This window comes from Amycolatopsis sp. CB00013, assembly GCF_001905755.1.
GTDB lineage: Bacteria > Actinomycetota > Actinomycetes > Mycobacteriales > Pseudonocardiaceae > Amycolatopsis > Amycolatopsis japonica.
The window spans coordinates 1,477,093-1,502,714 of sequence record NZ_LIWC01000001.1; the positions used below are offsets into that span (position 1 = coordinate 1,477,093).

22 protein-coding genes are annotated in these 25,622 nt (G+C 68.4%); 8 read left to right on the forward strand and 14 right to left on the reverse strand.

All coding sequences use genetic code 11. The annotated features are described in order from the left end of the window. Positions 1-3 precede the first annotated feature (3 nt). From AMK34_RS06595 to AMK34_RS06620, 6 genes are all read right to left on the reverse strand, one after another. Positions 4-891 carry a 2-hydroxy-3-oxopropionate reductase gene (locus tag AMK34_RS06595; protein ID WP_073843654.1) on the reverse strand — a complete coding sequence of 296 codons (888 nt, stop codon included), beginning with the start codon at positions 889-891 and terminating at the stop codon, positions 4-6. Then, on the reverse strand, positions 888-1,715 hold the full coding sequence (locus tag AMK34_RS06600) for a hydroxypyruvate isomerase family protein (RefSeq protein WP_073843656.1): 828 nt from the start codon (positions 1,713-1,715) through the stop codon (positions 888-890). Before AMK34_RS06600 ends, AMK34_RS06595 begins: the two co-directional genes overlap by 4 nt. Before the next feature lie 229 nt (positions 1,716-1,944). After that, positions 1,945-2,868 carry a 2Fe-2S iron-sulfur cluster-binding protein gene (locus AMK34_RS06605; protein ID WP_073843657.1) on the reverse strand — a complete coding sequence of 308 codons (924 nt, stop codon included), beginning with the start codon at positions 2,866-2,868 and terminating at the stop codon, positions 1,945-1,947. Then, positions 2,865-4,601: an NAD(P)H-dependent oxidoreductase subunit E gene (locus tag AMK34_RS06610; RefSeq protein WP_073843659.1), complete on the reverse strand. Its 1,737-nt coding sequence runs from the start codon at positions 4,599-4,601 to the stop codon at positions 2,865-2,867. The genes AMK34_RS06605 and AMK34_RS06610 overlap by 4 nt, the downstream gene beginning before the upstream one ends. 9 nt (positions 4,602-4,610) lie before the next feature. Further along, positions 4,611-6,530 (reverse strand): molybdopterin oxidoreductase family protein, encoded by a 1,920-nt coding sequence (locus AMK34_RS06615; RefSeq protein ID WP_073843661.1) that lies wholly within the window; start codon positions 6,528-6,530, stop codon positions 4,611-4,613. Between the two features lie 14 nt (positions 6,531-6,544). Beyond that, positions 6,545-7,537, reverse strand: coding sequence for a 2-dehydropantoate 2-reductase (locus AMK34_RS06620; RefSeq protein ID WP_073843663.1), 993 nt, complete (start codon positions 7,535-7,537; stop codon positions 6,545-6,547). A 331-nt stretch (positions 7,538-7,868) separates the two neighbouring features. Between AMK34_RS06620 and AMK34_RS06625 the strand changes: the two genes are divergently transcribed. Continuing rightward, positions 7,869-8,597, forward strand: a complete 729-nt coding sequence (locus AMK34_RS06625; RefSeq protein WP_073843665.1) for a GntR family transcriptional regulator — start codon at positions 7,869-7,871, stop codon at positions 8,595-8,597. Here AMK34_RS06625 and AMK34_RS06630 read toward each other — a convergent pair. From AMK34_RS06630 to AMK34_RS06645, 4 genes are read right to left on the reverse strand one after another with little or no spacing between them, the layout of a single operon-like run. Continuing rightward, positions 8,594-9,976, reverse strand: coding sequence for an OFA family MFS transporter (locus AMK34_RS06630; RefSeq protein ID WP_198941636.1), 1,383 nt, complete (start codon positions 9,974-9,976; stop codon positions 8,594-8,596). The two genes, AMK34_RS06625 and AMK34_RS06630, sit on opposite strands and share 4 nt — an antisense overlap. A gap of 32 nt (positions 9,977-10,008) precedes the next feature. Beyond that, the gene (locus AMK34_RS06635) at positions 10,009-12,138 is read right to left on the reverse strand and encodes an acetate--CoA ligase family protein (protein ID WP_073843667.1); all 2,130 of its coding nucleotides are present in this window, start codon (positions 12,136-12,138) and stop codon (positions 10,009-10,011) included. Between the two features lie 9 nt (positions 12,139-12,147). After that, the gene (frc, locus tag AMK34_RS06640; protein WP_073843669.1) at positions 12,148-13,377 is read right to left on the reverse strand and encodes a formyl-CoA transferase; all 1,230 of its coding nucleotides are present in this window, start codon (positions 13,375-13,377) and stop codon (positions 12,148-12,150) included. A 16-nt stretch (positions 13,378-13,393) separates the two neighbouring features. After that, entirely contained in the window at positions 13,394-15,133 is a 1,740-nt protein-coding gene (locus AMK34_RS06645; RefSeq protein ID WP_198941637.1) for a thiamine pyrophosphate-binding protein, read from the reverse strand. Between the two features lie 232 nt (positions 15,134-15,365). On the opposite strand from AMK34_RS06645, the gene sucC reads away from it, so the two are divergent. The 3 genes from sucC to AMK34_RS06660 are packed head-to-tail and all read left to right on the forward strand — an operon-like array spanning position 15,366 to position 17,891. Beyond that, the gene (sucC, locus tag AMK34_RS06650) at positions 15,366-16,529 is read left to right on the forward strand and encodes an ADP-forming succinate--CoA ligase subunit beta (protein ID WP_073843671.1); all 1,164 of its coding nucleotides are present in this window, start codon (positions 15,366-15,368) and stop codon (positions 16,527-16,529) included. 1 nt (position 16,530) lies between these two features. Next, positions 16,531-17,409, forward strand: a complete 879-nt coding sequence (gene sucD, locus AMK34_RS06655; RefSeq protein WP_073843673.1) for a succinate--CoA ligase subunit alpha — start codon at positions 16,531-16,533, stop codon at positions 17,407-17,409. Further along, positions 17,406-17,891, forward strand: a complete 486-nt coding sequence (locus tag AMK34_RS06660) for a beta-class carbonic anhydrase (RefSeq protein WP_073843675.1) — start codon at positions 17,406-17,408, stop codon at positions 17,889-17,891. Before sucD ends, AMK34_RS06660 begins: the two co-directional genes overlap by 4 nt. Here AMK34_RS06660 and fdhD read toward each other — a convergent pair. Both fdhD and AMK34_RS06670 read right to left on the reverse strand, forming a co-directional pair. After that, positions 17,888-18,721: a formate dehydrogenase accessory sulfurtransferase FdhD gene (fdhD, locus tag AMK34_RS06665; RefSeq protein ID WP_073843677.1), complete on the reverse strand. Its 834-nt coding sequence runs from the start codon at positions 18,719-18,721 to the stop codon at positions 17,888-17,890. The genes AMK34_RS06660 and fdhD overlap by 4 nt on opposite strands. Next, positions 18,721-20,052, reverse strand: a complete 1,332-nt coding sequence (locus AMK34_RS06670; protein ID WP_073843679.1) for an OFA family MFS transporter — start codon at positions 20,050-20,052, stop codon at positions 18,721-18,723. Before AMK34_RS06670 ends, fdhD begins: the two co-directional genes overlap by 1 nt. A 109-nt stretch (positions 20,053-20,161) precedes the next feature. Between AMK34_RS06670 and AMK34_RS06675 the strand changes: the two genes are divergently transcribed. Together AMK34_RS06675 and AMK34_RS06680 are read left to right on the forward strand one after the other, a co-directional pair. Next, the gene (locus tag AMK34_RS06675; protein WP_073843681.1) at positions 20,162-21,316 is read left to right on the forward strand and encodes an epoxide hydrolase family protein; all 1,155 of its coding nucleotides are present in this window, start codon (positions 20,162-20,164) and stop codon (positions 21,314-21,316) included. A 43-nt stretch (positions 21,317-21,359) separates the two neighbouring features. Further along, the gene (locus AMK34_RS06680; protein ID WP_073843683.1) at positions 21,360-22,175 is read left to right on the forward strand and encodes a MerR family transcriptional regulator; all 816 of its coding nucleotides are present in this window, start codon (positions 21,360-21,362) and stop codon (positions 22,173-22,175) included. A gap of 342 nt (positions 22,176-22,517) precedes the next feature. On the opposite strand, the gene AMK34_RS06685 is transcribed toward AMK34_RS06680, so the two are convergent. After that, on the reverse strand, positions 22,518-23,291 hold the full coding sequence (locus AMK34_RS06685; protein ID WP_073844630.1) for an alpha/beta fold hydrolase: 774 nt from the start codon (positions 23,289-23,291) through the stop codon (positions 22,518-22,520). A gap of 51 nt (positions 23,292-23,342) precedes the next feature. Here AMK34_RS06685 and AMK34_RS06690 point away from each other — a divergent pair, with 51 nt between their 5' ends. Then, positions 23,343-23,909 carry a GNAT family N-acetyltransferase gene (locus AMK34_RS06690; RefSeq protein ID WP_073843684.1) on the forward strand — a complete coding sequence of 189 codons (567 nt, stop codon included), beginning with the start codon at positions 23,343-23,345 and terminating at the stop codon, positions 23,907-23,909. Beyond that, entirely contained in the window at positions 23,906-24,532 is a 627-nt protein-coding gene (locus AMK34_RS06695) for a LysE family translocator (RefSeq protein WP_037338861.1), read from the forward strand. Before AMK34_RS06690 ends, AMK34_RS06695 begins: the two co-directional genes overlap by 4 nt. A gap of 22 nt (positions 24,533-24,554) precedes the next feature. On the opposite strand, the gene AMK34_RS06700 is transcribed toward AMK34_RS06695, so the two are convergent. Then, complete coding sequence (locus AMK34_RS06700; protein WP_073843686.1) at positions 24,555-25,613, reverse strand: cobalamin-independent methionine synthase II family protein; 1,059 nt, start codon at positions 25,611-25,613, stop codon at positions 24,555-24,557. Positions 25,614-25,622 lie beyond the last annotated feature (9 nt).

Here is a 25,622-nt window from a genome sequence, read left to right on the forward strand (position 1 = left end):
TCCTCACTCCTTGTTTTCCGCGCCGGACAGCGATTCGACGACCTTCAGCAGGGCGGAGTGGTCGAGCGAGCCGTGGCCCATCGCCCGTCCGGCGGCGACGAGCTGGGCGACCAGCCCGGTGAGCGGCAGCGCGACGTCGGCCTGCCTGGCGGCGGCGAGCGCGATGCCCATGTCCTTGTGGTGCAGATCGATCCGGAAGCCCGGCGCGAATTCCCGCGCCACCATGGACTTCCGCTTGAGTTCGAGGATCCGGCTGCCCGCCAGGCCGCCCGCGAGGACGTCCAGGCCGACACCGGCGTCCACGCCCGAGGCTTCGAGCAGCACGATGGCTTCGGCGATCAGCCCGTACGTCCCGCCGACGACCAGCTGGTTCGCGGCTTTGACGACCTGGCCGGCACCGTGCGGACCGACGTGCACGATCGTCTTGCCGACCGCTTCCAGGATCGGGAGCCCGGCGGCGAAGTCGTCGTTCTCACCACCGACCATAATGGACAGTGACGCCTGCTCGGCTCCGGCCTGGCCGCCGGAAACGGGTGCGTCGAGCACCCTGATCTCGCGTTCCCCCGCCCGCTCGGCCACCTCGATGGAGGTCTCCGGCCGGATGGTGCTCATGTCGATGAGCAGCGTGCCCGGTTTCGCCGATTCCAGCACCCCGCCCGCCGCCAGCACGACAGCCTCGACCTGTGGGTGGTTCGGCAGCATGGTGATGACGACTTCCGCGTCCGCCACGGCGTCCGTCACCCCGTTCGCGGCCCGGCCGCCCGCGGCCTCCAGCCTCGCGAGCGCGTCCGCGTTCGTATCGAATCCGCTCACCTCGTGGCCGGCGGCGACGAGATGTCCCGCCATCGGCCCGCCCATGATCCCCAGGCCGATGAATCCCAGCTTGGTCATGCCAGTCCCCTTCGTTCGAAAGGCAGCCACGACAGCGAATCCGCGCTCGGCCCGTCGGGCTTGTACTCCACGCCGACCTGCCCGCGGTAGCCCGCCGTCTGCAGCTTTTCCAGGTATCCCTCGATGTCCAGCGTTCCGGTCCCCGGCTGGTGGCGCCCTGGGGCATCGGCGATCTGCACATGGCCGATCCGTCCGGTGTGGACGGTCGTGACCGTGTCGAGGTCGTCACCGTTGACCGCCAGGTGGTACAGGTCGGCCAGCAGCTTCACGTTGTCCCGCCCGAGTTCGTCGAGCACCTTCAGTACGTCGTCCGCGGTCTTGAGCGGGTACTTCTCCGCCCCCGACAACGGCTCGAGGACGATCTCCGCGCCGATCCGCGCGGCCGCGTCCGACGCGAGCGCCAGATTCGACAAGCCGAGCTTGTCCTGCGCGGCCGGATCCGCGCCGTCGATCCGGTTGCCGTAGAGCGCGTTGAACCGGCGGCAGCCGAGCCGCTCGCCGAGCTCGATCGCGGAGGCGATGCCTCGGGCGAACTCGTCCTCGCGACCGGGCCAGGTGACCAGGCCACGATCACCACCCGCCATGTCGCCGGGGAAGAAGTTCAGCCCGGTCACCGCGACACCCGCCCGCTCGACCGACGCCACGAACGCGTCGACCTCGGCGGCGTCCGGCTCCGGTGTCTCGAACGGCCACCAGTACTCGACCGCGGTGAAGCCCGCCGCACGCGCCGCCTCCGCACGGTCGAGCAGCGGCAACTCGGTGAAGACCAGCGACAGGTTCAGCACGTAGGGCAGTGCGTGTCGCGAACCGGCAAGATCAGCCATCGAAACCTCTGCAATTTCGTTCTGCGGAAACTTTCTTTCGTATATCGAGAATAGCCCGCTGACCTGTCCAGGTCAACGGGCGGTATACCGCCTACTGAGCGAAAGTCCGTGAAGGCCTCCTTGAGGGACTCTGGGTCCCTCAAGGAGGCCTTCACGGACTGGAACACAGGACGCGCGGCGTGATCGGGGACGTGACTCGCGTGAGTGCGGTGCCACGTCACCGTGAGGGTCAGCGGTTCTGGACGTGCTGCCACCCGAAGCGGCCCTTGATGCAGAGGTTCCCGTGGGTCACCGAACTCTCGTGGGGCGAGGTCACCTTGACGATCTCGTTGTCCTGGACGTGCAGCGTCAAGGAGCAGCCGACCCCGCAGAAGGTGCAGATGGTGGTCGTCGCGGTCTGCCGCGACTCGTCCCAGGTCCCGTCCTCACGCTTGTCGTGCTCGCGTTTGAAACTCAGCGCGCCGGTCGGGCAGACCTCGACGCAGTTTCCACAGTAGACACACGCGCTGTCCGGAAGCGGGTTCGCGAACTCCGTCGAGATCCGCGCGTCGAAACCACGCCCCGCCATGGTGATGGCGAACGTGTTCTGCCACTGCTCGCCGCACGCGTCGACGCATTTGTAGCACTGGATGCATTTCCCGTAGTCGCGCACATAGAGTTCGTTGTCCACCTTGACCGGCTGGCGCACGGTCGCCGCCGTCAGCCCGTCCGGGATCTCGTGCTCACCGGGGCGGCGATCGTCGCGGTCGTCCGAAGCGGGCGCGGGCGGGCCGAAACGCTCGGGTTCCGCACCGCAGTCGGCCATCCAGTCCGCGACATCGGGCGTGGTGGACAGATCCGTCGCCGATCCGAGGAGTTCGAGCACCACCTTGCGGCTGAGTCTCGTCCGGTCGGTCTCGGTCCGCACCACCATGCCCGGTTCCGCCTTGCGGGAGCAGGACGGCACGAGCGTGCGCGATCCCTCGACCTCCACCATGCAGACACGGCAAGCGTTCGCCGGTTCGAGGGTGTCGCCGAAGCAGAGCGTCGGGATGTCCTTGCCCGCCGCGGCGCAAGCGTCGAGGATCGTGGAACCTTCAGGGACCCGGACCGCCTCACCGTCCACAGTGAACTCGACGAGCCGCCGCGGGAGTCCCAACCCGACAATGGTCACGATCGCTCCTCCAGTGCGCCGAGCCGGTCGATCGCCGACTCGATGGCGTTCCAGGCGGTCTGGCCCAGTCCGCAGATGGACGAATCCCGCATCACCTGGCCGACTTCGCGCAGCAGCGTGAGGTCGTCGCCGCCGGTCCCGAGCTTGCGGCCGCCGACGATCCGGTGCAGCGCCTCCTCCTGCCGCACGGTGCCGATCCGGCACGGCACGCACTGCCCGCACGACTCGTCCCGGAAGAACGCCGCGATCCGCACCAGGAACCCGCCGAGATCGGCTTGGTCGTCGAGCGCGAGCACGACCCCCGAACCGAGTGTGGCGCCCGCGGCACGCGCGTCCTCCATGGTGAGCGGCAAGGTGGTTTCGTCCGGGCGCACGAAACCACCCGCCGCGCCGCCGAGCAGGACGGCCCGCAGTGCACGGCCCTCCGGCACTCCCCCGGCCAGTTCGAGCAGTTCCCCCAGCGTCGTCCCGAACGGCACCTCGTACACGCCGGGACGCCGGACGTTGCCGGACAGGCAGAACAGCTTCGGGCCGGTCGAGCGTTCGGTCCCGATGCGACGGTAGGCCTCGCAGCCTTCGGTGAGGATCAGCGGGATGTTGACCAGGGTCTCGACGTTGTTCACCACCGTCGGCTTGCCGAACAATCCCTTCTCCACCGGGAAAGGCGGCTTCGACCTCGGCTCGCCGCGGTAGCCTTCGATCGAGTTGAAGATCGCCGTTTCCTCGCCACAGATGTAGGCGCCCGCACCTCGCCTGATCTCGATGTCGAACGAGAACCCTTGCCGCCCCAGGATGTTCTCGCCCAGAAACCCACGTTCACGAGCCAAGTCGATGGCGTTGCGCAGCGTCTTCAGCGCACGCGGATACTCGCCGCGCAGGTAGACGTATCCCTTCTGCGCCCCGATCGCGAACGCGGCGATCGTCATCGCTTCGACGAGCGCGAACGGGTCCCCCTCGATCAGCACGCGGTCCTTGAACGTGCCCGGTTCGCTCTCGTCCGCGTTGCACACCAGGTACCGGGTCCGTTCGGGCTGCCGGGCGGCGGCGTCCCATTTCCGGCCGGTCGGGAACGCCGCTCCGCCCCGGCCCATCAGCCCCGAATCGGTCACCTCGCGGATGACCCCGGCCGGCCCGAGCAGCAATGCGTTCCTCAACGCCGCGTAGCCGCCCGCCGCACGATAGGCGTCCAGGCTTTCGGGCTCGACGACGCCGACGCGGCGCAGCAGGCGCAGGCCCGGTCCCCCTTGCTGTGGAACGGAAACCGGGGCTTCCTCCCAAGTGGACGGTTCGCGGGTGATTTCGCTTGGCGTGGCCGGCGCGAGCAGCCGCCCCTCCGCGGGATCACCCGCCTCGAAGGCCAGCGCCGCCGGAGCGCGTTCGCAGACACCCAGGCACGGGCTGCGATGCCAACCGATTCCCGCCGCGTCGAAGGCTTCGGTCACCGCCTCCGCGCCGTTGACGCGGCAGGCCAGATCCGTGCAGACGTGGACCACGCGCGGCGGCCGTTCCTTGAGCGAGAACAACGCGTAGAAGCTCGCGACGCCATAGGCTTCCGCCGGCGGCACGTTCAACCGGCGGCAGATGTGGTTCAACGCTCCCTGACTGATCCAACCGACCCGGTCGTTCACGGCGTGCAACGCGGGAAGCAGCTGATCGCGGCTTCCGGCTCCGAGCGCGTCGACCGCGTGCCGTTCGGCGTCCGTCGGTTCGGCGTTCAGGAAACGCAGGTCCATTCCGGCTCCTCACACGGTGACGGGCAGCTTCTCGACCCGGATCGCGGCGGCCTTGTACTCGGCCGTCCCCGCGACCGGACAGGTCGCCTCGATGGTGATGACGTTGACGTCGATCTCGTCCGGGAAGTGGAAGGTCATGAACGCCAGGCCCGGACGCAGCCCCTCGTCGATCCGGACCGGTGCCTCGATCTCGCCGCGCCGGGACGAGATCCGCACGACCTCGTCCTCGACGACCCCGAGCCGCACCGCGTCAGCCGGACACAGGTCGAGGGTCTCCCCTCGGCGCAGCGGCGAGGGGAACCCGCCGGATTGGACGCCGGTGTTGTAGGAGTCCAGCCGCCGTCCGGTGGTCAGCCGGATCGGGAAGTCCTCGGTGAGCAGATCCACCGGCGGGCTGTGGGCGATCACGGCGAACGGTGCCGGTCGGCCGCGTTTCGCGGGATCCTCCTCCCAGAGCCTGCCATGCAGGAACGTCGGTTCGAGCTCGTCCTCCCGGTAACAGGGCCACTGGATGCCGCCGAGTTCCTCCAAACGCGCGTAGCTCATCCCGGCGTGCATCGGCGACAACGTCCGGAGTTCGTTCCAGACGTCTTCGCCGCCCTGGTAGTTCCAGTCGTGGCCGAGACGGCGGGCGAGTTCGCACAGCAACTGGATGTCGTCGCGCGCGCCCTCCGGCGGTTCGAGCGCCTTGCGGACCCGCTGGACGCGGCGTTCGCTGTTGGTGAAGGTGCCGTCCGATTCGCACCACGCGGCCGAGGCGGGCAGCACGACGTCCGCCAGCTGAGCCGTCTTGGTGAGGAAGATGTCCTGCACCACCAGATGCTCCACATTGGACAGACGTTTGATCGTGTGCTCGCAGTCCGCTTCCGACTGGACCGGGTTCTCCCCGATGATGTACACGCAGGTCAGGTCGCCGCGTTCCATCGCGTCGAGCATCTGCGTGAGGTTGAGTCCCTTGTGCGGCGGGATGTTCGAACCCCAAGCGGCGTCGAATTTCGCCCGGACGTCCGCGTCGAGGATGTCCTGGAATCCCGGCATCCGGTCCGGGATGGCGCCCATGTCGCCGCCGCCCTGGACGTTGTTCTGCCCGCGCAACGGGTTGAGCCCCGCGCCGTACCGGCCGACGTGGCCGGCCAACAGCGCGAGATTGATCAGGGACAGGACGTTGTCGGTGCCGTTGTGGTGCTCGGTGATCCCGAGCGTCCACGACAGCTGGCCGCGGTCGGCGCGGGCGTAGGTGTGCGCGAGTTCGCGGATCAGCTCGGCCGGGACGCCGGTCGTCTCCTCGGCGGCTTCGAGCGTCCACGGCTCGACGGAGGCCGCGAACTCGGCGAAACCTTCGGTGGCCCGTTCGATGAAGGCGGTGTTGGCCAATCCGGAATGGATGATCTCGCGGGCGATCGCGTGAGCCAGCGGGATGTCCGTGCCGACGTGCAACTGGAGCCGCCGGTGCGCCCAGCTCGCGGTGCTGGTCCGGCGCGGGTCGATCACGAACAGTTTCGCGCCGCGGTGGACGGCCTTGAGCACATGCTGGAAGAAGATCGGGTGGGCTTCGCGGGGGTTGCCGCCCCAGACGACGATGACGTCGGCGTCCTCGATCTCCTGATACGACGACGTCCCGCCGCCGCTGTCGAACACGCGCGCCAGCCCGGCGACACTCGGCGCGTGGCAGGTGCGGTTGCACGAGTCGACGTTGTTGGTGCCGATCACCGCACGCGTGAACTTCTGCGCGACGTAGTTCATCTCGTTGGTCGCCCTGGCACAGGAGAACATGCCGAAGGCTTCGGGTCCCTTGGTGTCGAGCGTCCGCCGGAACCCGGCGGCGGCGCGCTCCAGCGCCTCTTCCCAGCTCGCCGGGCGCAGCTCGCCCGAATCGCGGACCAGCGGCCGGGTGAGCCGGACGTACGGCTCGGTGTTCTTGCGCTTCATCGGGTTCCTCCGATTCAGTGCGCTCCGACGGGAACGGCGTTCGCGGTCTGGCCGAGCAGGCCGATCGCGGCGTGGACGTGGCGCAGCGCGGGAGCGGGCACGCCGGTCAGCTCCGCGAGCTCGACGACGGCGCCGATGATCGCGTCGGTCTCCAGCGGCTTGCCCGCTTCGAGGTCCTGCAGCATCGAGGTCTTGTGGTGCCCGACGCGCCAGGCGCCGTTGATGCGTTTCTCGACCGAAACCTGGGGATCGCTGCCCGCGGCACGGGCGATCGCGAGGGTCTCGTTCATCATCGCGGCGACGAGCTCGCGGGTGTCCGGATGCTCGCACATTTGGACCATGGTCGCCCTGGTCAGCGCGCTGAGCGGGTTGAAGGCGACGTTGCCCATGAGCTTGACCCAGATCTCGTCGCGCAGGTCGAGTTCGACGGGCGCCTTCAGCCCACCGGCGATCATCGCGTCGGCGAGAGCCGCACATCGGGATGTGACGCCGCCTTTCGGCTCTCCCAAAGCGAAGCGGGTCCCTTCGAGATGCCGGATCACGCCCGGTTCCTCGATCACCGTCGAGCAGTAGACGACGCAGCCGATCGCGCGGCGCAGTTCGAGGACCTCGCTCACCGCGCCCCCGGGGTCGACCGTCTCGATGCGGCGGTTCTCCAGCGGATGTCCGGCCAGGCCGTGGAAGTACCACCACGGGATCCCGTTCTGCGCGGCCACGATCGCGGTGTCCTTACTCAGCAACGGCGCGATCAGCGGGCCGCAGGAGGCGTACGAATTCGCCTTCAGGCCGAGGAAGACGAAGTCGACGGGGCCGACTTTCGCCGGATCGTCGGTGACGTGCGGGTGGACGGTGAAGTTCCCGCGCGGGCTGAGCACCCGCACGCCGTGCGCGCGCATCGCTTCACCGTGCGCCCGTCTCGCGATGAGGTGGACCTCCGCCCCGCCTCGGTGGAGCGCGGCGCCGGCGTACGCGCCGATCGCCCCCGCGCCCAGAACAGCGACCTTCATGACGTGCCTCCCGCTCAGCCGAAGACCAGATTGCATACAGTATCCTGTAGATGGTTGGCATGTCACGCCCCTTCCCGCATTTCGTCCTCTGAATGCGGGCTGCCCCAAGCCGGAACTCGCGTGCTTCCAGGCGCATCACGCGTGATTGGAGGCGGAAGACTCGGCCTCGCGCGTGTTCCGCCTCCAATCACGCGAGTTCGGCCTTCAAGCACGCGAGTTCCGGGCGGAGGACCCCGCATTTAGAGGACGAAATGCGGAGTGGAGCGGGGAATGTCGGGATTTTGCATACCAAAACCTGTATCCTGAACCGGACGAGTCATCCGGAGGTCCTGTGAGCCAGCCCGTTTCGCCCCTGCCCGACCGCGGCCCCACCGGTCGCCGCGCCAAGGGCACGCTCGACCCGGCGACGGCCAAACGCGTCGAGCGGCCCGCTCCCCTGCGCCAGGTCGTCTACGACGCGCTCGCGGAGCTGATCATCAACCGGACCCTCGAACCCGGCCAGCACCTGGTCGAGGCGGACCTCGCCGAGTACCTGGGCGTCAGCAGGCAGCCGGTCCGCGAGGCGTTGCAGCGTCTGCAGAGCGAGGGCTGGGTCGACCTCCGTCCCGCGCAGGGCGCCTTCGTGCACATGCCCACCGACGAGGAAGCCGATCAGCTGCTCAGCGTGCGCACCGTGCTGGAGGCGCACTCCGCCCGGCTCGCCGCCGACAGGGCCGGCGGCGAAGACGTCGAACGCTTGTGGGAACTGCAAAAGACCGGGCTGGAGGCGTTGGCCGCCGACGACACCGAAGGCCTCGTCGCGGCCAACGCCGCGCTCCACGCGTTCATCACCGAACTGTCCGGCAACGCCGTCCTCGCCGAGATGATCGGCATGGTCGACCGCCGCGTCCGCTGGTACTACACCCCGATCGCCCGTCCTCGCAGCCACGACGCCTGGCAGGAACACGAGGACCTGATCAAGGCCATCGCCGCCGGTGACCCCGTCGCCGCCGAACGGATCATGAACCAGCACACCGAGCGCACCCGGCAGGCCTTCCACGAACGCCCGAAAGCGGACTAAGCGGGATTCAGTTCCTGCTCACGCCTCGGCGTCCGCGTCCGCGAACGCCCCGGCTGCCGGAGGAACAGACTGAGCGCGGCCGCGAGCAGACTCGTCCCGCCCGCGAGGAAGAACGCGCCGCCGTAACCCCAGGCCACCACGACCATCGCGCCGACGCCGGAGCCGACCAGGCCCGAGATCAGCTTCGAACTGTAGACCAGGCCGTAGTTGCTGGCGTTGTTGTTCTCGCCGTAGAAGTCCGCCGTCATCGCCGCGAACAGCGGGAAGATCGCGCCGCCGCCGAAGCCGGAGACCATCGAGGCCAGCAGGAACAGCGGCATGCTGCCGATCGAGCCGGACAGGTACACCGCGACCTGCGCGAGGCCGAGCACCACGCAGACCATGAACAGGGTCTGACGCCGCCCGTAGCGGTCGGAGATCCAGCCGATCACGCCGCGGCCGGTACCGTTGATGATCGCCTTCAGGCTCATCGCCAGCGCGACGATGCCGCCCGCGAAACCCATCTCGTTGCCGAACGGGACCTGCATCGCGATGCCGAAGATGTTCACCCCGGCCGTGCACAGCAGGCAGAACCACATCAGCGGCAGCATGCCGGTCCTGAGCGCCTCCTTCGGCGTGTACTGCTTCACCGCCGGCGGATTCTTCTGCAGGGAACGGCGGACACGGGGATCGTCGGACACCTTCAGCGGGTCGACGTGCGCGGGCCACCAGTTCTTCGGCGGATCCTGGAAGTAGAAGCCGCTCACCCCGACCACCGCCGCCAGGAAGAGGCCGACCACGAGCAGGACACCCGAGAAGTTGGAAAGGTCCATATAGGAGGTGAAGAGGAAGATGAACGGCACCGAACCGTAGGCGAAACCGCCGTTGACGAAGCCCGTCTTGCCGCCCCGGCGCTCCGGATACCACTTCCCCACCATGTTGACGCAGGTCGCGTACACCAGCCCGGCCCCGCCACCGCCGAAGAACCCGAAGCCCAGATACGCCCAGATCTCGCTGGGCGCGTAGGCGAGCGAAAGGTACGCGAGCAGGGTGCCCACCGCACCCAGCAGCATCGCCGCCTTGGCGGGCAAGGTCCCGTTCTCCCGCATCTTCCCCGCCGGGAAGGCGACGATCGCCTGGAAGAACACCCAGACCCCGAGCAGCCAGAAGATGGTGGCGCCGTGCCAGCCGTGTGCGGCCGACAGCGTCTCCTCCGCCGACGTGAACGCGTATTCCGACGAACTGATGGCCATCATGGCGACCCACGGCAGGATCACCATCGTCCATCGTGGACGGCCCATGATGTCGCGATCGGTTTCGCCGACGCGATAGATCCGGCCGTTCGAATCGATTACTTCCTTGTACGCTCCGGGTGGTTGAGCCGCGGTCGATGACGTCACTGTCATTCTCCTTGGTCGGTTTGGTTCCGGAATCAGCCGAGCAGTCCCGCGGAACGTGCCCAGCGATACTTCGCACCGAGCACGGCCACCGGTTTCTCCGTCGTGTAGGGATAGGCGACGACACCGTGCTCGTACAGAAAACTGCTGGCCTGTTCGACCTCGACATCGCCTGCCAGCGAGGCGACGACGGGCTTGTGGATCCCCTTCGCCCGATATTCGGAAACGACTTCCGAAACCAGTTCCGCGAAGATCATCGGCGGGGTGACGATAGTATGCCAATAGCCGAGGATCAAGGCATGGATTCGCTCGTCCGCCAAACCGAGCGCGATCGTGTTCCGGTAGGTGGTAGGTGGTTCGCCGCCGGTTATATCCACCGGGTTGCCCGCGGCGCCGAACGGCGGGATGAATTCCCGGAACGACGCGTCGAGATCGGGCGGGATCTCCATGAGATTCAGCCCGTTGTCCACACAGGCATCCGAGAGCAGGACACCGGAGCCGCCCGCGCCGGTGATGATCACGACGTTCTCACCTTTCGGCGTCGGCAGCAACGGAATGCCGCGCGCGTATTCGAGAAGATCGTTGAGGCCGGGCGCCCGGATGACCCCGCTTTGGCGCAGGATGTCGTCGTAGACCTTGTCGTCCCCCGCCAGCGCGCCGGTGTGCGAGCTCGCCGCTTTCGCGCCTTGGGAGGTGCGGCCCGCTTTGAGGACGACGACCGGTTTCCGCACCGAAACCCGTTTCGCCGTTTCCGCGAACGATCGCCCGTCTTTCAGATCTTCGAGATGCATGGCGATCAGGTCGGTGTTTTCATCGTGTTCGAAGAAGGTGAGCAGATCGTCCTCGTCGATATCGGCCTTGTTGCCGACGCCGACGATCGACGAGACACCCATTTTCGCCGACCGGCTGAAGCCGAGGATGGCCATCCCGATGCCGCCGCTCTGCGAGGAGAGCGCGACACCGCCCTTGACGTCGTACGGCGTGCAGAACGTCGCCGAAAGGTTCTCCGGCGTGTAGTAGTAACCGTAGATGTTGGGGCCGAGGATCCGGACGCCGTGCTCCCGGGCGATCGCGACGACCTGGTCCTGGAGTTCGATGTTTCCGGTCTCGCCGAATCCGGACGGGATGAGGATCGCACCGGCCACCCCTTTGCGGCCCGCTTCCTCCAGCGCGGCGGGGACGAACTTGGCCGGGATGGCGAACACCGCGACGTCGACATCTCCGGGGACGTCGGAAATGCTCGGATAGGCCTTGCGGTCGAGGATCTCGGCGGCCTTCGGATTGATGGGATGGATCTCCCCCGCGAACCCGCCGTTGACGAGGTTCTTCATCACCGAGTTGCCGATCTTGCCCGCCTCGGCCGACGCGCCGATGACGGCGATCGACGCCGGCTTCATGATCCGGGTCATCGACGCCAGGATCTCCTCCTGACTGAACCTCATGGGCTCGCGCGCCGCTTCGGGATCCACGAGGATCCGGACGTCCACCGCGGTGGCGCCGTCGGGTGTGGCCAGCACCGGGTTGAGGTCGACCTCGGCCAGTTGCGGGAAATCGGTGACCAAGGCGCCGACGCGCGTGAGCACGTCGGCCAGCGCGTCCCGGCTCACCGGCTCCGCACCACGGACGCCGCGCAGGATCTCCGCGGCCGCGATGCCGTCGATCATCGAGAACGCCTCATCGCGGTCGAGCGGGGCGAGCCGGAACGTGACGTCCTTGAGCACCTCGACCAGCACCCCGCCGAGGCCGAAGGCGACGATCTTGCCGAAGGTGGTGTCGGTGGTGGCGCCGACGATCACCTCCTGGCCGCTGCTGAGCATCCGCTGCACCTGCACGCCGGTGATCTCGGCGTCGGCGTCGTACGCCTCGGCATTGGCGACGATGGTCCGGAAGCCGTCCGCCACCGCGTCGGCGGTCGCGAGGCCGACCAGCACCCCACCGGCCTCCGTCTTGTGGAGGATGTCCGGTGACACGATCTTCAGTACCACGGGGAGGCCGATCTCCTCCGCCTGTGCGACGGCCTCTTCGGCGGTGGTGGCGAGCCGTTCCGCCGGGGTCGGGATCCCGTAGGCCTCGCACACCTGGCGGCCTTCCGGCGCGGTGAGCGACGTCCGCCCCTCGGCGGCGACCTTCTCGAGGATCTTCTCGACGATCTCTTTGTCTGCCATGAGCCCTCCTCAGATCACGCCGGCCGCGCGCAGCCGGTCCAGGTCGTCCGCGCCGTAGCCGAGTTCGCCGAAGACCTCGGCGTTGTGCTCGCCGAGCAGGGGCGAGCGTTCGACCTCGACCGGCGAATCCGACAGCTTCAGCGGGCAGCCCACGGTCTTGAAGGCACCGCGTTCGGGATGATCGACTTCGACGACCGAGCCGAGCTCGGCCAAGGTGGCGTCCTCGGCGAGCTCCCTGGTGGACAGGATCGGACCGCAGGGGATGTTGTGGGCGTTGAGCGCCTCCATCACCTCCCATTTCGTGTGCTTCTCGGTCCACTCCTCGATCATCGAGAATGCCTTGTCCAATTTGGACAGCCGCGCCTCCGGGGTGGCCCAGTCCGGATCCTCGGCCAGTTCGGGTTTGCCGATCAGCCGGGTGATCGGCTGCCAGCCGACCGGCTGGATGATCACGTAGATGTAGTCGTTCGGTCCGCCCGGCGCGCATTTCACCGCCCAGCCCGGCTGACCACCACCGGACGCGTTGCCCGAACGCGGGACCTCGTCGCCGAAGACGTCGTTCGGATACTCGTCGAGCGGGCCGTGCGCGAGCCGTTGCTGGTCACGGAGCTTGACCCGGCAGAGGTTCAGCACGGCATCCTGCATCGCGACCTGGACCCGCTGCCCGCGACCGGTGTTCGTCCGCTGGTAGAGCGCGGCCAGGATCGCGGCGACCAGGTGGATCCCCGTCCCCGAGTCCCCGATCTGCGCGCCGGTCGCGGTCGGCGGACCGTCCTCGAAGCCGGTGGTGCTCATCGCGCCGCCCATCGCCTGCGCGATGACCTCGTAGGCCTTGAAGTCCGCGTACCGGCCAGGCCCGAAGCCCTTGATCGAGGCGTAGATCAGCCGCGGGTTCAGCTCCGCCAGCCGTTCCCACGGGTAGCCGAACCGGTCGACCACGCCGGGCCCGAAGTTCTCCACCAGGACGTCCACACTGGACACGAGCTGGTCGAAGACCTGCTTTCCCTGCTCGCTCTTCATGTTCAGGGTGATGCTGCGTTTGTTGGCGTTGAGCATCGTGAAGTAGAGGCTGTCCACCCCGGGCAGATCCCGGAGCTGTCCGCGGGTGATGTCGCCGCGGCCGGGGGTCTCCAGTTTGATCACGTCCGCGCCGAGCCAGGCCAGGATCTGCGTGGACGAGGGTCCTGATTGGACATGCGTCATGTCGAGGACGCGGACGCCGTCGAGTGCCTTTCCCATCGGTGATCCCTCCCGGCTACTTGTACATGGTCTGGTTCATGGTTCCGGGCGCGTACACGTCCGGGTCGATCCAAACGTTGATCAGCGAAGGCTTTCCGGACTCGCGGGCCCGCAGCAGCGCCGGGCCGATGTCGGCGGGGTCACGCACGGCCTCGCCGTGCCCGCCGAGCATCCGGGCGAATTCGTCGTAGGGGACGTCGCCGAGTGTGTTGCCGACCCGTTCCCGGCCGAGGCCGTACTTCGCCGCCTGGCCGTACCGGATCTGGTTCATCGAGGAGTTGTTGCCGACGATGCCGACGAACGGCAGGTTGAAGCGCACCAAGGTCTCGAAGTCCCAGCCGGTCAGGCTGAACGCGCCGTCGCCGAAGAGGGCGACGACCTCCTTCTCCGGCCGCGCGTGCTTCGCGGCGAGGACGAACGGGATCCCGACGCCGAGTGTGCCGAGCGGCCCGGGGTCCATCCAATGTCCAGGCGACTTCGGCTGGACGACCTGGCCGGAGAACGTCACGATGTCGCCGCCGTCGCCGATGTAGAGCGAATCCTCGGTGAGGAATTCGTTGATCTCGTGCACCAGCCGGTACGGGTGGATCGGGCTCGCGTCGGAATGCTGCAGCGGCAGGCGCTTCTGTTTCGCCTTCGCCTCCACGTCCTGGAGTTCTTCCAACCAGACCTTGCGCGCGACGGCACCGTTGTCGACCCGTCCGGTGGCCGCCTCCGCGACCGCGGCCAGCACTTGACCCGCGTCGCCGACGATGCCGAGGTCGACGTCCCGGTTCTTCCCGACGGTGCGGTAGTCGAGGTCGATCTGCACGACGGTCGCGTCCGGCGAGAGCCGTTTGCCGTAGCCCATCCGGAAGTCGAACGGCGTGCCGACGATGACGATCACGTCGGCGTTGTCGAAGGCGTACCGGCGCGAGAGCTGGAAGTGGTGCGGATCGCCGGGCGGCAGCGTGCCACGGCCGGCGCCGTTCATGTACGCCGGGATGTTCAGCCCGCGCACCAGCTCGGTCGCCGGTCCGGTGGCGCGGGTCGTCCACACCTGGCTGCCGAGCAGGATGGCCGGCTTCTTCGCGTGGACCAGCAGGTCCGCGAGTTTCTCGATGTCGGCCGGGTCGCCGGCGTTCCGGGTGGACGCCCGATAGCGGCCCTCGGTGGGGATCCGCGCCTTGTCCACCGGGACCTTCGCGTCGAGGACGTCCCTGGGAATCTCCAAAAAGGACGGACCGGGCGCGCCGTGGTAGCACTCGCGGAACGCCATCGAGACCAGGTCCGCGACCCGCGCGGTATGCGGGACGGTCGCGGAGAACTTGGTGATCGGCGCCATCATGTCGACGTGCGGGAGATCCTGCAGTGAGCCCATCTTGTGCTGCGTCAGCGCTCCTTGCCCGCCGATGAGCAGCATGGGGCTCTCGGCGCGCAGCGCGTTCGCGACCCCGGTGACGGCGTCGGTGGTCCCCGGCCCCGCCGTGACGACCGCGCAGCCGGGACGGCCGGTGATCCGCGCGTAGCCGTCGGCAGCGTGCGCCGCGACCTGCTCGTGCCGGACGTCGATGACTTCGATGCCCTCGTCGACGCAGCCGTCGTAGATGTCGATGATGTGCCCGCCGCACAACGTGAAGATCGTGTCGACGCCCTCCGCCTTGAGCGCCTTGGCCACCAGGTGGCCGCCGGAGATCAGGTCCGGGGCGGGTTCGGAACCGTTGGTGGTGGCCTTCGTCGCGGTGTCCCCCGCAGCGGTGCCGGTCGTTGGCGCCATCGTTCAACTCCTCTTTCTCGCACGCCGGACCTCTCTGATCCGTGCGCTCGTTTCCGGATCTGCTCTGTCCGCCCGCCCCTGTTCGAAGCCCCTGGTCGCGGCAGACTGTAGATTGCATACCGTATGAGGTAGGCATATAGTTACTCTTCGAACGCTCCGGTGTCCAGGGCCGCAAGCAGGTTTTCCCGGCCGCCCCCGGGGCTCGTCCTCTTCCGCGGAGAAAGGACTTCACGTGGACCTTTTCGAGCACGAGGCACGGGATCTCTTCGAGCGGCACGGCGTCCCGGTCCCCCGGGGAAAGGTCGCCACCACACCGGAATCCGCGAGGGCGGTCGCCGCCGAACTGGGTGGATCCGTCGTGGTCAAGGCACAGGTGAAGACCGGCGGACGCGGTAAAGCCGGCGGTGTGAAGGTCGTCCACTCCCCCGACGACGCCGAACAGGCCGCCGAGGACATCCTCGGCATGGACATCAAGGGACACCGCGTCCACCAGGTGCTCGTCACCGAAGCCAGCGCGATCGCCGAGGAGTACTACCTCTCCTTCCTGCTCGACCGGGCCGCCCGGACCTTCCTCGCGATGGCGTCGGCCGAAGGCGGGATGGACATCGAGACGGTCGCGGCCACGAAACCCGGGGCGCTGGCCCGGATCCCCGTCGATCCGCTCACCGGTGTGGACACCGCCCTGGCGAACCGGATCGTCGAAGCCGCCGGGCTGCCCACCGCCGCCGCGGACGCGGTGTGTGCACTGTGGACGGTCTTCACCGAGGAAGACGCCACGCTCGTCGAGGTCAACCCGCTCGTGCTGACCACGGACGGAACGGTCGTCGCGGTCGACGGGAAGGTCACCCTCGACGCCAACGCCGCGTTCCGGCAGCCGTCCCACGCCGGGTTCGTCGATTCGCCGGACGAGAACCCGCTCGAACGCAGGGCCAGGGAGGCCGGGCTCAACTACGTCAAGCTGGACGGCGACATCGGCGTGATCGGCAACGGCGCCGGCCTGGTGATGTCCACTTTGGACGTCGTGGCCGCGGCCGCGGCGGAAGCGGGTGCCCGAGGTCCCGCGAACTTCCTCGACATCGGCGGCGGCGCGTCGGCCGAGATCATGGCGGCCGGGCTCGGCGTCATCCTGGACGACGACCAGGTGCGCAGTGTCTTCGTCAACGTCTTCGGCGGGATCACCGCTTGCGACGCCGTCGCCGCCGGGATCGTCCGCGCGCTCGCCCTGCTCGGCGACCGCGCGGCCAAACCGCTCGTGGTGCGGCTCGACGGCAACAACGTCGCCGAAGGCAGGCGGATCCTCGTCGAGGCCGCGCATCCCCTGGTGACCCTGGTGGACACGATGGACGACGCCGCCACCGCGGCGGCGAAACGGGCGGCCGCGGAACCGGAGGCGTGAGATGGCGATCTTCCTCGACGAACACAGCAAGGTCGTCGTCGCGGGCTTGACCGGCGCGGAGGGGCGCAAGCACACCGCGCGCATGCTGGCCGCGGGTACGAACGTCGTCGGCGGGATCAACCCGCGCAAAGCCGGACAGGACGTCCTGCTCTCCGGGCGCGCTCTGCCGGTGTTCGACAGTACCGCCGAGGCCCTCGCGGCGACCGGCGCGGACGTCTCGGTGCTCTTCGTCCCGCCGCCCGCGGTGAAGGACGCCGTCATCGAGGCCGTCGACGCCGGAGTCGGGATGGCGGTCGTCATCACCGAAGGGGTTCCGGTGCACGACGCGGCCGCTTTCTGGGCGCACGCGAAGGAAAGCCCGACACGGGTGATCGGGCCGAACTGCCCGGGTGTGATCAGCCCCGGCCGGTCCAACGCCGGCATCATCCCGGACGGGATCACGAAACCCGGCAGGATCGGGCTGGTCTCGAAATCCGGCACGCTGACCTATCAGCTGATGCACGAACTGCGCGAACACGGGTTTTCGACCTGCGTCGGCATCGGCGGCGACCCGATCATCGGCACCACGCACATCGACGTCGTCGAGGCGTTCGAAAAGGACCCTGAAACCGACGTGATCGTGCTCATCGGGGAGATCGGTGGAGACGCCGAGGAGCGGGCCGCCGACTACATCCGGGCGAGGGTGAGCAAACCCGTCGTCGGCTATATCGCCGGATTCACCGCACCGGCGGGCAAGACGATGGGGCACGCCGGCGCGATCGTGTCCGGGACCGGCGGAACGGCCGAAGCGAAGAAGAAGGCTCTGGAGGCGGCCGGGATCCAGGTCGGCCGCACGCCGAGCGAGACCGCGGCGATCGTCCGGGAAACCCTCCTCCGGTGAGCGAGATCGACGCGCTGCTGGTGAACGCGCGCGCCTACAAGGAAACCGTGGGCGACGCGACGAGGCGGCCACGGCGGCGGATCGCCGTCGTGGCCTGCATGGACGCGCGGATCAGCGTGTACCGGCTGCTCGGGCTCCGCGAGGGCGAGGCACACGTCATCCGGAACGCGGGCGGCGCGGTGACCGAGGACGCGATCCGGTCCCTGACCGTGAGCCAGCGTCTGCTCGGCACCCGCGAGATCGTGCTCATCCACCATCACGACTGCGGGATGCGGATGTTCACCGACACCGATTTCGCCCGCCAGATCGAGGCGAGCACGGGGATCCGGCCGCCGTGGGCGGCGGAGACGTTCACCGACTCCGCCCAGGACGTCCGGCAGTGCATCGCGCGGCTTCGGACGTCGCCGTTCCTGCTCCACACCGCGTCGGTACGCGGGTTCGTGTACGACGAGCGGACGGGGAAGCTCGCCGAAGTTTCCTAGGCGATCGACAAGCCGAGGCGGTCCGGGCGGCTGTAGACGTTCATCGACGTGCCCCGCAGGAACCCCACCAACGTCAGGCCCATCTCCGCGGCGAGGTCCACGGCCAGCGACGACGGCGCGGAAACCGCCGCCAGCAAAGGGATCCCGGCCATGACCGCCTTCTGCACCAGCTCGAACGACGCCCGTCCGCTGACCATCAGCACCGTCCCGGACAGCGGGAGCCTCCCCTGGCGTGCCGCCCAGCCGACCACCTTGTCGACGGCGTTGTGCCTGCCGACGTCCTCCCGCAGGCACAGCAGCTCGCCGGTCGCGCTGAACAGACCCGCCGCGTGGAGCCCGCCTGTGCGGTCGAAGACCAGTTGCGCGGTCCGGAGCCGGTCCGGCAATTCGGCCACTGTGGACGGTGAGATCACCAGACCGTCGCCGCCCACCGGCCAGGTCGCGGTCGTCCGCACGGCATCGAGGCTCGCCTTGCCGCAGAGTCCACACGACGACGTGGTGTAGAAGTTGCGCTCCAAGGAGGCGTCGGGTGGAGCGACGCCGTCGGCGAGGACGACGTCCAACACGTTGTAGGTGTTGGACCCGTCGGCCGTCGCGCCCGCGCAGTACCGGATCGACCGGATATCGTCGCTCGACCGTGAAACCCCTTCGCCCACCAGGAAACCGGCCGCGAGATCGAAGTCGTGACCGGGAGTGCGCATCGTGATCGTCAAGGGTTTGCCGCCGACGCGGATCTCCAGCGGTTCTTCGACGGTCAGCGTGTCCGGTCGGGCACCGGGCACGCCCTCCACGACGCGGACCACCCGCCGCCTGCTCGTCACCCGACCCATCAGCGGATCGCGGGCAGCAGTGATTTCGGCCGTCCCGGCTGGGAAAGCCGTCCGCCGAGCAGCGCACCGAGAACGCTCAGCGCGCCCGCGACGGCGAACGCGCCGAGATAGCCGTGGGTGGACACGACGAACGCGGCGAGGCCGACTCCGAGCAGTGCCCCGACGGCTTTGGCGGAGTACAGCACCCCGAAGTTCTGCAGCGCGGACTCCTCGCCGAAGTAGTCGCGGACCAGGGACACCAGCAGCGAGTAGCAACTCCCGTTGCCGAGCCCCGCCAACGCGGCACCGGCGACAAGCCCCACGGCGTTGTGGCCCGCGTAGAGCAGGACGAACTGGGCGATCCCGCCCGTGGCCAAGGCCAGGCGCAGGATCCGGCGACGGCCGAGCCGGTCGGACAGCCCGCCGAGCAGGACCCGACCGGCGCCGGTCACCCCGGCGAGCACCGCGAGCGCGACGGCGGCCAGTACCGGCCCGCCTCCTTGCGCGGCGACGAACGTCGCGAGATAAGCGACGTCGAAGAGCAGGACCGCGGCGGCCAGCACGACGATGAGGTACATCGCCACCGCGGTCGGACACCGGAGCACCTCCGACGGCCGGTACTCGCGCAGGGCGGGCCGGTTGACCGCGACGCCGCGATTGCGCACCTTGTCGGCCGCCCACACGCGCGGATCCGGGTGTTCCGGCCACCACCGGGGCGGCGGATCACGCAGCAGCACCGCGGTGCTCGCGATCATCATCAGCACGGCCACCGCGACGACGTCCAGGAGCGGCCGCCGAGTGCCCTCCGTCAGCCAGAAACCCCCGGCCAGCACGAAAACCACGCTCCCATAGGCGAAAGCCCCGCTGACGGCGCCGACCCGGGCCGGGACGCGATCGGGGAACCAGTTCATCACCGTGCCGACGCAGGTCGCGTAAACGACACCCGTCCCGATCCCGCCGAGCACCGAGTAGCCGATGAACATCGTGAGCAGAGTGCTCGCGTGCCCCAAGGTGAACATGCCGGTGGAACAGAGCACCCCGCCGATGATCACGGCCACCGCGGGCGGGAACATCCCGCGCTCGCGCAGCCTGGCGACCGGATACACCACGCACGCCTGGCACACCGTCCAGAGCGCGAAGGACACGACCACTTCCGGGAACGTCCATCCGTAGGTGGCCATCAGGACCGGTGCGACGACACCGAAGCCGTACTGCTGGATCCCGGCGGCGAACATCGCGGTCCAGCTCAGCCACGACATCCACGACCGCGGCTTGCCGAGCAGGTCCACGTCGCTTTCGCCGACGCGATACCGGCGGCCGTAGTGGTCTCGCAGAATTCGAGGATCGGGCATGGGTCCCACCCCGCTCACGGCAGATTGTATACAGTATGTAGTTTGGTTATAGCACTCGTCCCGCCGGAAGTCCACGAATTGTCGGACCCCCTCGTTAGCGTCGGCCGTCATGGACACCACGCCCTTCCGAGCCCGGATCCCGGAGGCCGATCTCGAAGACCTCCGCGACCGGCTCCGTCGCGCCCGCTGGCCCGAGAAGGAGACCGTCGACGACTGGTCACAAGGCGTTCCCGCCGCTTACCTGCGCGAATTGTGCTCGTACTGGGCCGATACGTACGACTGGCGAGCCGCGGAGTCCAGACTCAACGCGTTCCCCCAGTTCCGAGCCGAGATCGACGGGCTCGGCATCCACTACCTGCACGTCCGCTCCCCGCATCCCGGCGCGCTGCCGCTGATCCTCACCCATGGCTGGCCGGGTTCGGTCTTCGAGTTCCTCGACGTGCTCGGCCCGCTCACCGATCCGGTCGCCCACGGCGGGGACGCGGCGGACTCCTTCCACGTCGTCGTCCCGTCGCTGCCCGGGTACGGCTTCAGCGACAAACCCGCCCGCGCCGGCTGGTCGATCCAGCGCATCGCCGACGCGTGGATCCACCTCATGGATGGTCTGGGCTACGAGCGCTTCGGCGCCCAGGGTGGCGATTGGGGCACCAGCATCACCACGCTCATGGGGCGGAAGGCGCCCGAGCGGCTGGCGGGAATCCACCTCTCCCCGCCGCTGGCCGCGCCGGATCCGGCGACGTTCGGCGAACTGACCGAGTCGGAACGGAAATCGCTCGACGACCTCGAAGGCGCCAAGGCGGACGGTTCTGGTTACGCGATCCAGCAGGCGACGAGGCCGCAGACGATCGGTTACGCCCTGTCCGACTCGCCGGTCGCGTTGTGCGCGTGGATCGTCGAGAAGTTCCAGGCGTGGACCGATTGCGACGGCCATCCGGAGAACGCGCTGAGCCGGGACGCGATGCTCGACGACATCACGCTGTACTGGCTGACCGGCACCGGCGCCTCGTCCGCCCGCCTGTACTGGGAGAGTTTCGCCGAGGTGTCGGCCTGGTTCTCCGAATCCACTGTGGACACGATCACCGTGCCGACGGGGTGTTCGGTCTTCCCGCGCGAGATCCCGCGTCCGTCCCGCCGGTGGGCCGAGCGCCGGTTCACCGACATCCGGTACTGGAACGAACCGGACCGGGGCGGCCACTTCGGGGCGTTCGAGCAGCCCGGCGTCTTCACCGAGGAGGTGCGTTCGTTCTTCCGGCTCGTGCGGTGACCGTTGACTGTGACACCGTGTCAGGCTGTCTGGTGGGAGGACCATGTTCGGTATCGGAGACTTCGCCAAGCACGGCCGGGTGTCGGTCCGGATGCTGCGTCACTACGACGCCATCGGGCTGCTGCGGCCCGCCCACGTCGACCCGTTCAGCGGCTACCGGTCCTACACCGGCGAGCAGCTGGCCAGGCTCAACCGGGTGATCGCGCTCAAGGACCTCGGCTTCACGCTCACCCAGGTGCAGGAGATCCTCGACGCGGAGATCGGCGTCGACGAGTTGCGCGGAATGCTGCGGCTGCGGCGTGCCGAACTCGAAGCGGCCATCGCGGCCGACGAGGCACGGCTCAAGGCCGTCGAAGCGAGGCTCCGGTCGATCGAAAGCGAGGGAACCATGCCTTCCGAAGACGTCGTCGTCAAAAGTCTGCCCGCGGTGCGCGTCGCCGAGCTCACCGGGACGGCGGGCGGATACGTGAACGAGGAGATCGGGCCCGTCGTGCAAGGGCTCTACAAGCAACTGTTCGGCGCGCTCGGCCCGATCACGCCGTCCGGACCGCTCATCGCCTACTACGAAGACGACCCCGACGGCGAACGGGTGCTGATCCACGCCGCCGTCCCGATCTCGGCCGAAACCGACGGCACCGAAGGCTTCTCGACCGTCCGCCTCGCCGAAGTCGCGACCGCGGCGACGATCCTGCACCGCGGCTCGATGGAGACCGTGCTTTCCAGCTACCAGGCGCTGGCGAAATGGGTCGACGCGCACGGTTACCGCGCGAACGGCCCGGCGCGGGAGTTCTACCTCGAGTGCCCGGACGACGGGGACCAGTGGATCACCGAGCTGCAGCAGCCGATCACCAAGGCCTGACCAGGTCGTGGAGTGCCCGCGCCTCGTGAGTGGCAAGGACGGTTGGGTCAGGAGTCGTCCCTCTGATCACCCGTGTCGTCCACGCACGACCGCTGGGCGCCGGCCTTGACCGGGGTTGCGAAAGCCACTTTCGCAACGTTGAAGGTTGCGAAAGTGGCTTTCGCAACGTCGGCCGTGGCCGGGCCCATACCTCCCTGGCGATCGTGTCGCGAAAGCCACTTTCGCGACGTCTGATGTCCCGAAAGTGGCTTTCGCGACACCTCACGAACCGAAGCGTGGGACCGACACAGCCGGAAGCCGGTAGGCAGCCAAGCCACCCTCGGTGAGAACCGTCCTTGCCACTCACGAGGCCGCGAGGAAATCGGTCACGGCGGCCCGGAACTCGCCAGGCGCCTCAAGCCAAGGCACGTGCCCGACTCCGTCGAACCGCACCCGGGTCACCGAAGGCAACGCCTGCTCCAGCGAGTCGACGGCCCACCGCGGCCGGGTGTCCGCCATCCCGTCCACGATGAGCGTCGGCACCCGCAGCGACCGGCAGGCCGCGACGAGTTCCGCCTCCGGCACCGTCCGCATCTCCTCGCTCAGCACCGCGTTCGCCTCGTAGTTGACCGGAAACCAAGGCGTGGCCATCGCTTCGGCGTGGCGCTCGCCGTCGGTCACGAAATCGGCGGTCCATTGCCGTACCGCGCGTCGGCGGCCTTCCCCGCGGAGCTCCTCCCCCAGCACCCGCTCGAAGTTCCGTTTGAACTCCGCGTGCCATTCGTGCCCGAGGCCGACACCCGACACGTAGACGAGCGCGCTCACTCGTTCCGGGTGTGCGAGCGCGTACAGGAGGGCGAGGTGCGCACCCCACGAATGCCCGAGGACCGGGACGCGATCCAGGCCATGCCATTCCCGGACGGCGTCGACGTCGGCGACCATCCGTTCGAGTGTGTACGGGCCGCGTGCTTCCGAACGCCCGGCACCGCGCTGATCCCATCGGATCAACCGGAATCGCGGACCGAGGTCGAGGGTGCCGAACATGTCCCACAGGCCGGGACCGCCGTGGCAGCACAGGACCGGCTCGCCCCGGCCGGTCGCCGAGGTCCACAGTTCACATCCGTCGTCGGTGATCACCACGGGATTATCCGATAGGCGACGGCGCCCTAGTTGGCTATCTTCCGCGGCATGACGACCTACACGCCACCGCAGCGGGCGGCCACCCTCGCCGACGCGCCCGCCATCTCGGCGCTGATGCGGGCCTCGGTGCTGGAGTTGTTCCCCAGGTTCTACGACGAGCGGCAGACCCTCAGCGCGGCCGAACATATCGCGAGCCTCGATCTGCGGTTGATCGAAGACGGCACCTACTTCGTCCACGAGGCCGACGGCGAGATCGTCGCCTGCGGGGGCTGGAGCAGGCGCAACCGAACGCACGCCGGCGCGGGCGACGCGGAGGACGACGACCGCCCCCTCGATCCGGCCACCGAACCGGCGCGGGTGCGCGCCATGTTCGTCCGCGCCGACTGGACCCGGCGCGGGCTCGGGCGCGCGATCCTCGAGTCCTGCCGTCTCGCGGCGAAGGCCGAGGGCTTCAGCTCGCTCACCCTGACGGCGACGCTGCCCGGCGTCCCGCTGTACCTCGCGTTCGGCTTCACCGAGGTCGAACGGGTGACGGTGACGACGCCCGACGGGGTGGACGTGCCGGGCGCCGTGATGGCCAGGGACATCGACGAGCCGGATAGCATCGAAGCATGATTTCCGGGGCCACCGCACTCTCGTTCGTCTTGATCTGCCTGCTCGGGGCGATGGCGCCGGGCCCGGATTTCCTGGTGGTGACCCGCAGCGCGATCCTCGGCGGGCGCAAGGCCGGCATCTCCGCCGGACTCGGCATCGCACTCGGCGTCTTCGTCTGGGTGGTCGCGATCGCGCTCGGAGTCGCGGCGATCCTCACCGCTTCGGCGATCGCGTTCACCGTGGTGAAGCTGATCGGCGCCGCGTATCTGATCTTCCTCGGCGTCAAGGCGTGGCTGGCGGTGCGCCGCGGCGACTACAGCGAACTCAAGGACAAGGTCGCACCGGTCATCGCGCCCAAGGAAGCGTTCCGGCAGGGACTGCTCACCAACCTGCTCAACCCGAAGGTCGCGATGTTCTTCCTCGCGCTCATCCCCCAGTTCCTCCCGCATTCGGCCTCGACCGCGCAGACCCTGCAGCTCGCCGTGCTGGCCACCACGGTGGCCGTCGTCTGGACGTTCGTCCTCGCGACGCTGGTCGGTTCGCTGCGGCGGTTCTTCAGCTCAGGCCGCGTCCGGCGCATGATGGACGCGGTGATGGGCACCTTCCTGGTCGGACTCGGCATCCGGGTCGCGGTCCAGAACTGACGAAGGCGCCCATCACGCGGCGTCAGAGCGCTTCGGCGGCGAGACGCGTCCCTTCGACGCGGGCGGCGATCTTGGCGAACGCGATGTCCCGCGACGTCGAGGTGTCGTCGGCGAACGGGGAGAACCCACAGTCGTCACAGGTGCCCAGCCGCTCCGGCGGGAGGTATCGCGCCGCCTGCAGAACCCTGTCCCGGACCTCCTCGGCGGTTTCGACCCGCGGGTCGATCGGGTCGGTCACGCCGACGAAGACCCGCTGGTCCGGCCCCGCATGCTCGGCGATCACGCGCAACGCCCGTTCGGGATCCGCCTCACTGGCGAGCTGGACGTAGACGTTGCCGACCTTCAGCTGGAACAGCGTCGGCAGCAGTCCGGCGTAATCGACGTCGAGGCTGTGCACGGAGTCCTGATCCCCACCGGGGCAGGTGTGCACGCCGATCTTCTTCCGCTCCTCTTCGGAGAAGCGGTCCAGAACCGCATTGTTCAAGTCCACAAAGGACTGGAGCAGGCCGCCCGACGGATCGAGCTTCAGCGACAACCTGGCCTCGGTGAAGTCGATCTGCACGCTGTCCGCGCCCGCGTCGAGACTGCGGCGGATATCGGCCTCCGCTTCGTTCACCAGGTCGGCGATGAACTGTTCTTTTTCATATCCCGCCAATTCCTCACCGGGATAGACGAGACTGATCGCCGAAGCCGCGATCACCGCCTGCTTCACCGGTTTGGTCGCATACTTCTTCGCCTCACGCAGATAGGAGTCGGCGTAGGCCTGATAGCGGAACGGCCCGGCGGTGAGCCTCGGGAGCTGCCGGGTGTGCCCGTCGGCGAACGGGATCACGACACCGTCCGGAGCCAGCGAAGTCAGGCCCGCCAAGGGATACGTGGCGAAGCTCGGCTTGCCCTGTTCTCCGTCGGTGATGACCGGGGAACCGGTCTCCTCCAGGCGTTTGATCGTGTCCACGAGAGCTTTTTCGTGCAACTCGCCGAGTCCGTCGGCGTCGAGCCGCCCTGCCGCGTGCTCGCCGAGCGCCTCGACGAGATAGCCGGGCCGGGGAATGCTGCCGATCGGTTCGGTGGGGATGGTCATCGCTCAGGT

What these genes read in the sequence shown, in the direction of transcription:
- AMK34_RS06595 (WP_073843654.1), bottom strand. Translation starts at nt 891, where the DNA reads ATGACCAAGCTGGGATTCATCGGCCTGGGGATCATGGGCGGGCCGATG.
- AMK34_RS06600 (WP_073843656.1), bottom strand. Translation starts at nt 1,715, where the DNA reads ATGGCTGATCTTGCCGGTTCGCGACACGCACTGCCCTACGTGCTGAAC.
- AMK34_RS06610 (WP_073843659.1), bottom strand. Translation starts at nt 4,601, where the DNA reads ATGGACCTGCGTTTCCTGAACGCCGAACCGACGGACGCCGAACGGCAC.
- AMK34_RS06615 (WP_073843661.1), bottom strand. Translation starts at nt 6,530, where the DNA reads ATGAAGCGCAAGAACACCGAGCCGTACGTCCGGCTCACCCGGCCGCTG.
- AMK34_RS06620 (WP_073843663.1), bottom strand. Translation starts at nt 7,537, where the DNA reads ATGAAGGTCGCTGTTCTGGGCGCGGGGGCGATCGGCGCGTACGCCGGC.
- AMK34_RS06635 (WP_073843667.1), bottom strand. Translation starts at nt 12,138, where the DNA reads ATGGCAGACAAAGAGATCGTCGAGAAGATCCTCGAGAAGGTCGCCGCC.
- frc (WP_073843669.1), bottom strand. Translation starts at nt 13,377, where the DNA reads ATGGGAAAGGCACTCGACGGCGTCCGCGTCCTCGACATGACGCATGTC.
- AMK34_RS06645 (WP_198941637.1), bottom strand. Translation starts at nt 15,133, where the DNA reads ATGGCGCCAACGACCGGCACCGCTGCGGGGGACACCGCGACGAAGGCC.
- sucD (WP_073843673.1), top strand. Translation starts at nt 16,531, where the DNA reads ATGGCGATCTTCCTCGACGAACACAGCAAGGTCGTCGTCGCGGGCTTG.
- fdhD (WP_073843677.1), bottom strand. Translation starts at nt 18,721, where the DNA reads ATGGGTCGGGTGACGAGCAGGCGGCGGGTGGTCCGCGTCGTGGAGGGC.
- AMK34_RS06670 (WP_073843679.1), bottom strand. Translation starts at nt 20,052, where the DNA reads ATGCCCGATCCTCGAATTCTGCGAGACCACTACGGCCGCCGGTATCGC.
- AMK34_RS06675 (WP_073843681.1), top strand. Translation starts at nt 20,162, where the DNA reads ATGGACACCACGCCCTTCCGAGCCCGGATCCCGGAGGCCGATCTCGAA.
- AMK34_RS06680 (WP_073843683.1), top strand. Translation starts at nt 21,360, where the DNA reads ATGTTCGGTATCGGAGACTTCGCCAAGCACGGCCGGGTGTCGGTCCGG.
- AMK34_RS06690 (WP_073843684.1), top strand. Translation starts at nt 23,343, where the DNA reads ATGACGACCTACACGCCACCGCAGCGGGCGGCCACCCTCGCCGACGCG.
- AMK34_RS06695 (WP_037338861.1), top strand. Translation starts at nt 23,906, where the DNA reads ATGATTTCCGGGGCCACCGCACTCTCGTTCGTCTTGATCTGCCTGCTC.
- AMK34_RS06700 (WP_073843686.1), bottom strand. Translation starts at nt 25,613, where the DNA reads ATGACCATCCCCACCGAACCGATCGGCAGCATTCCCCGGCCCGGCTAT.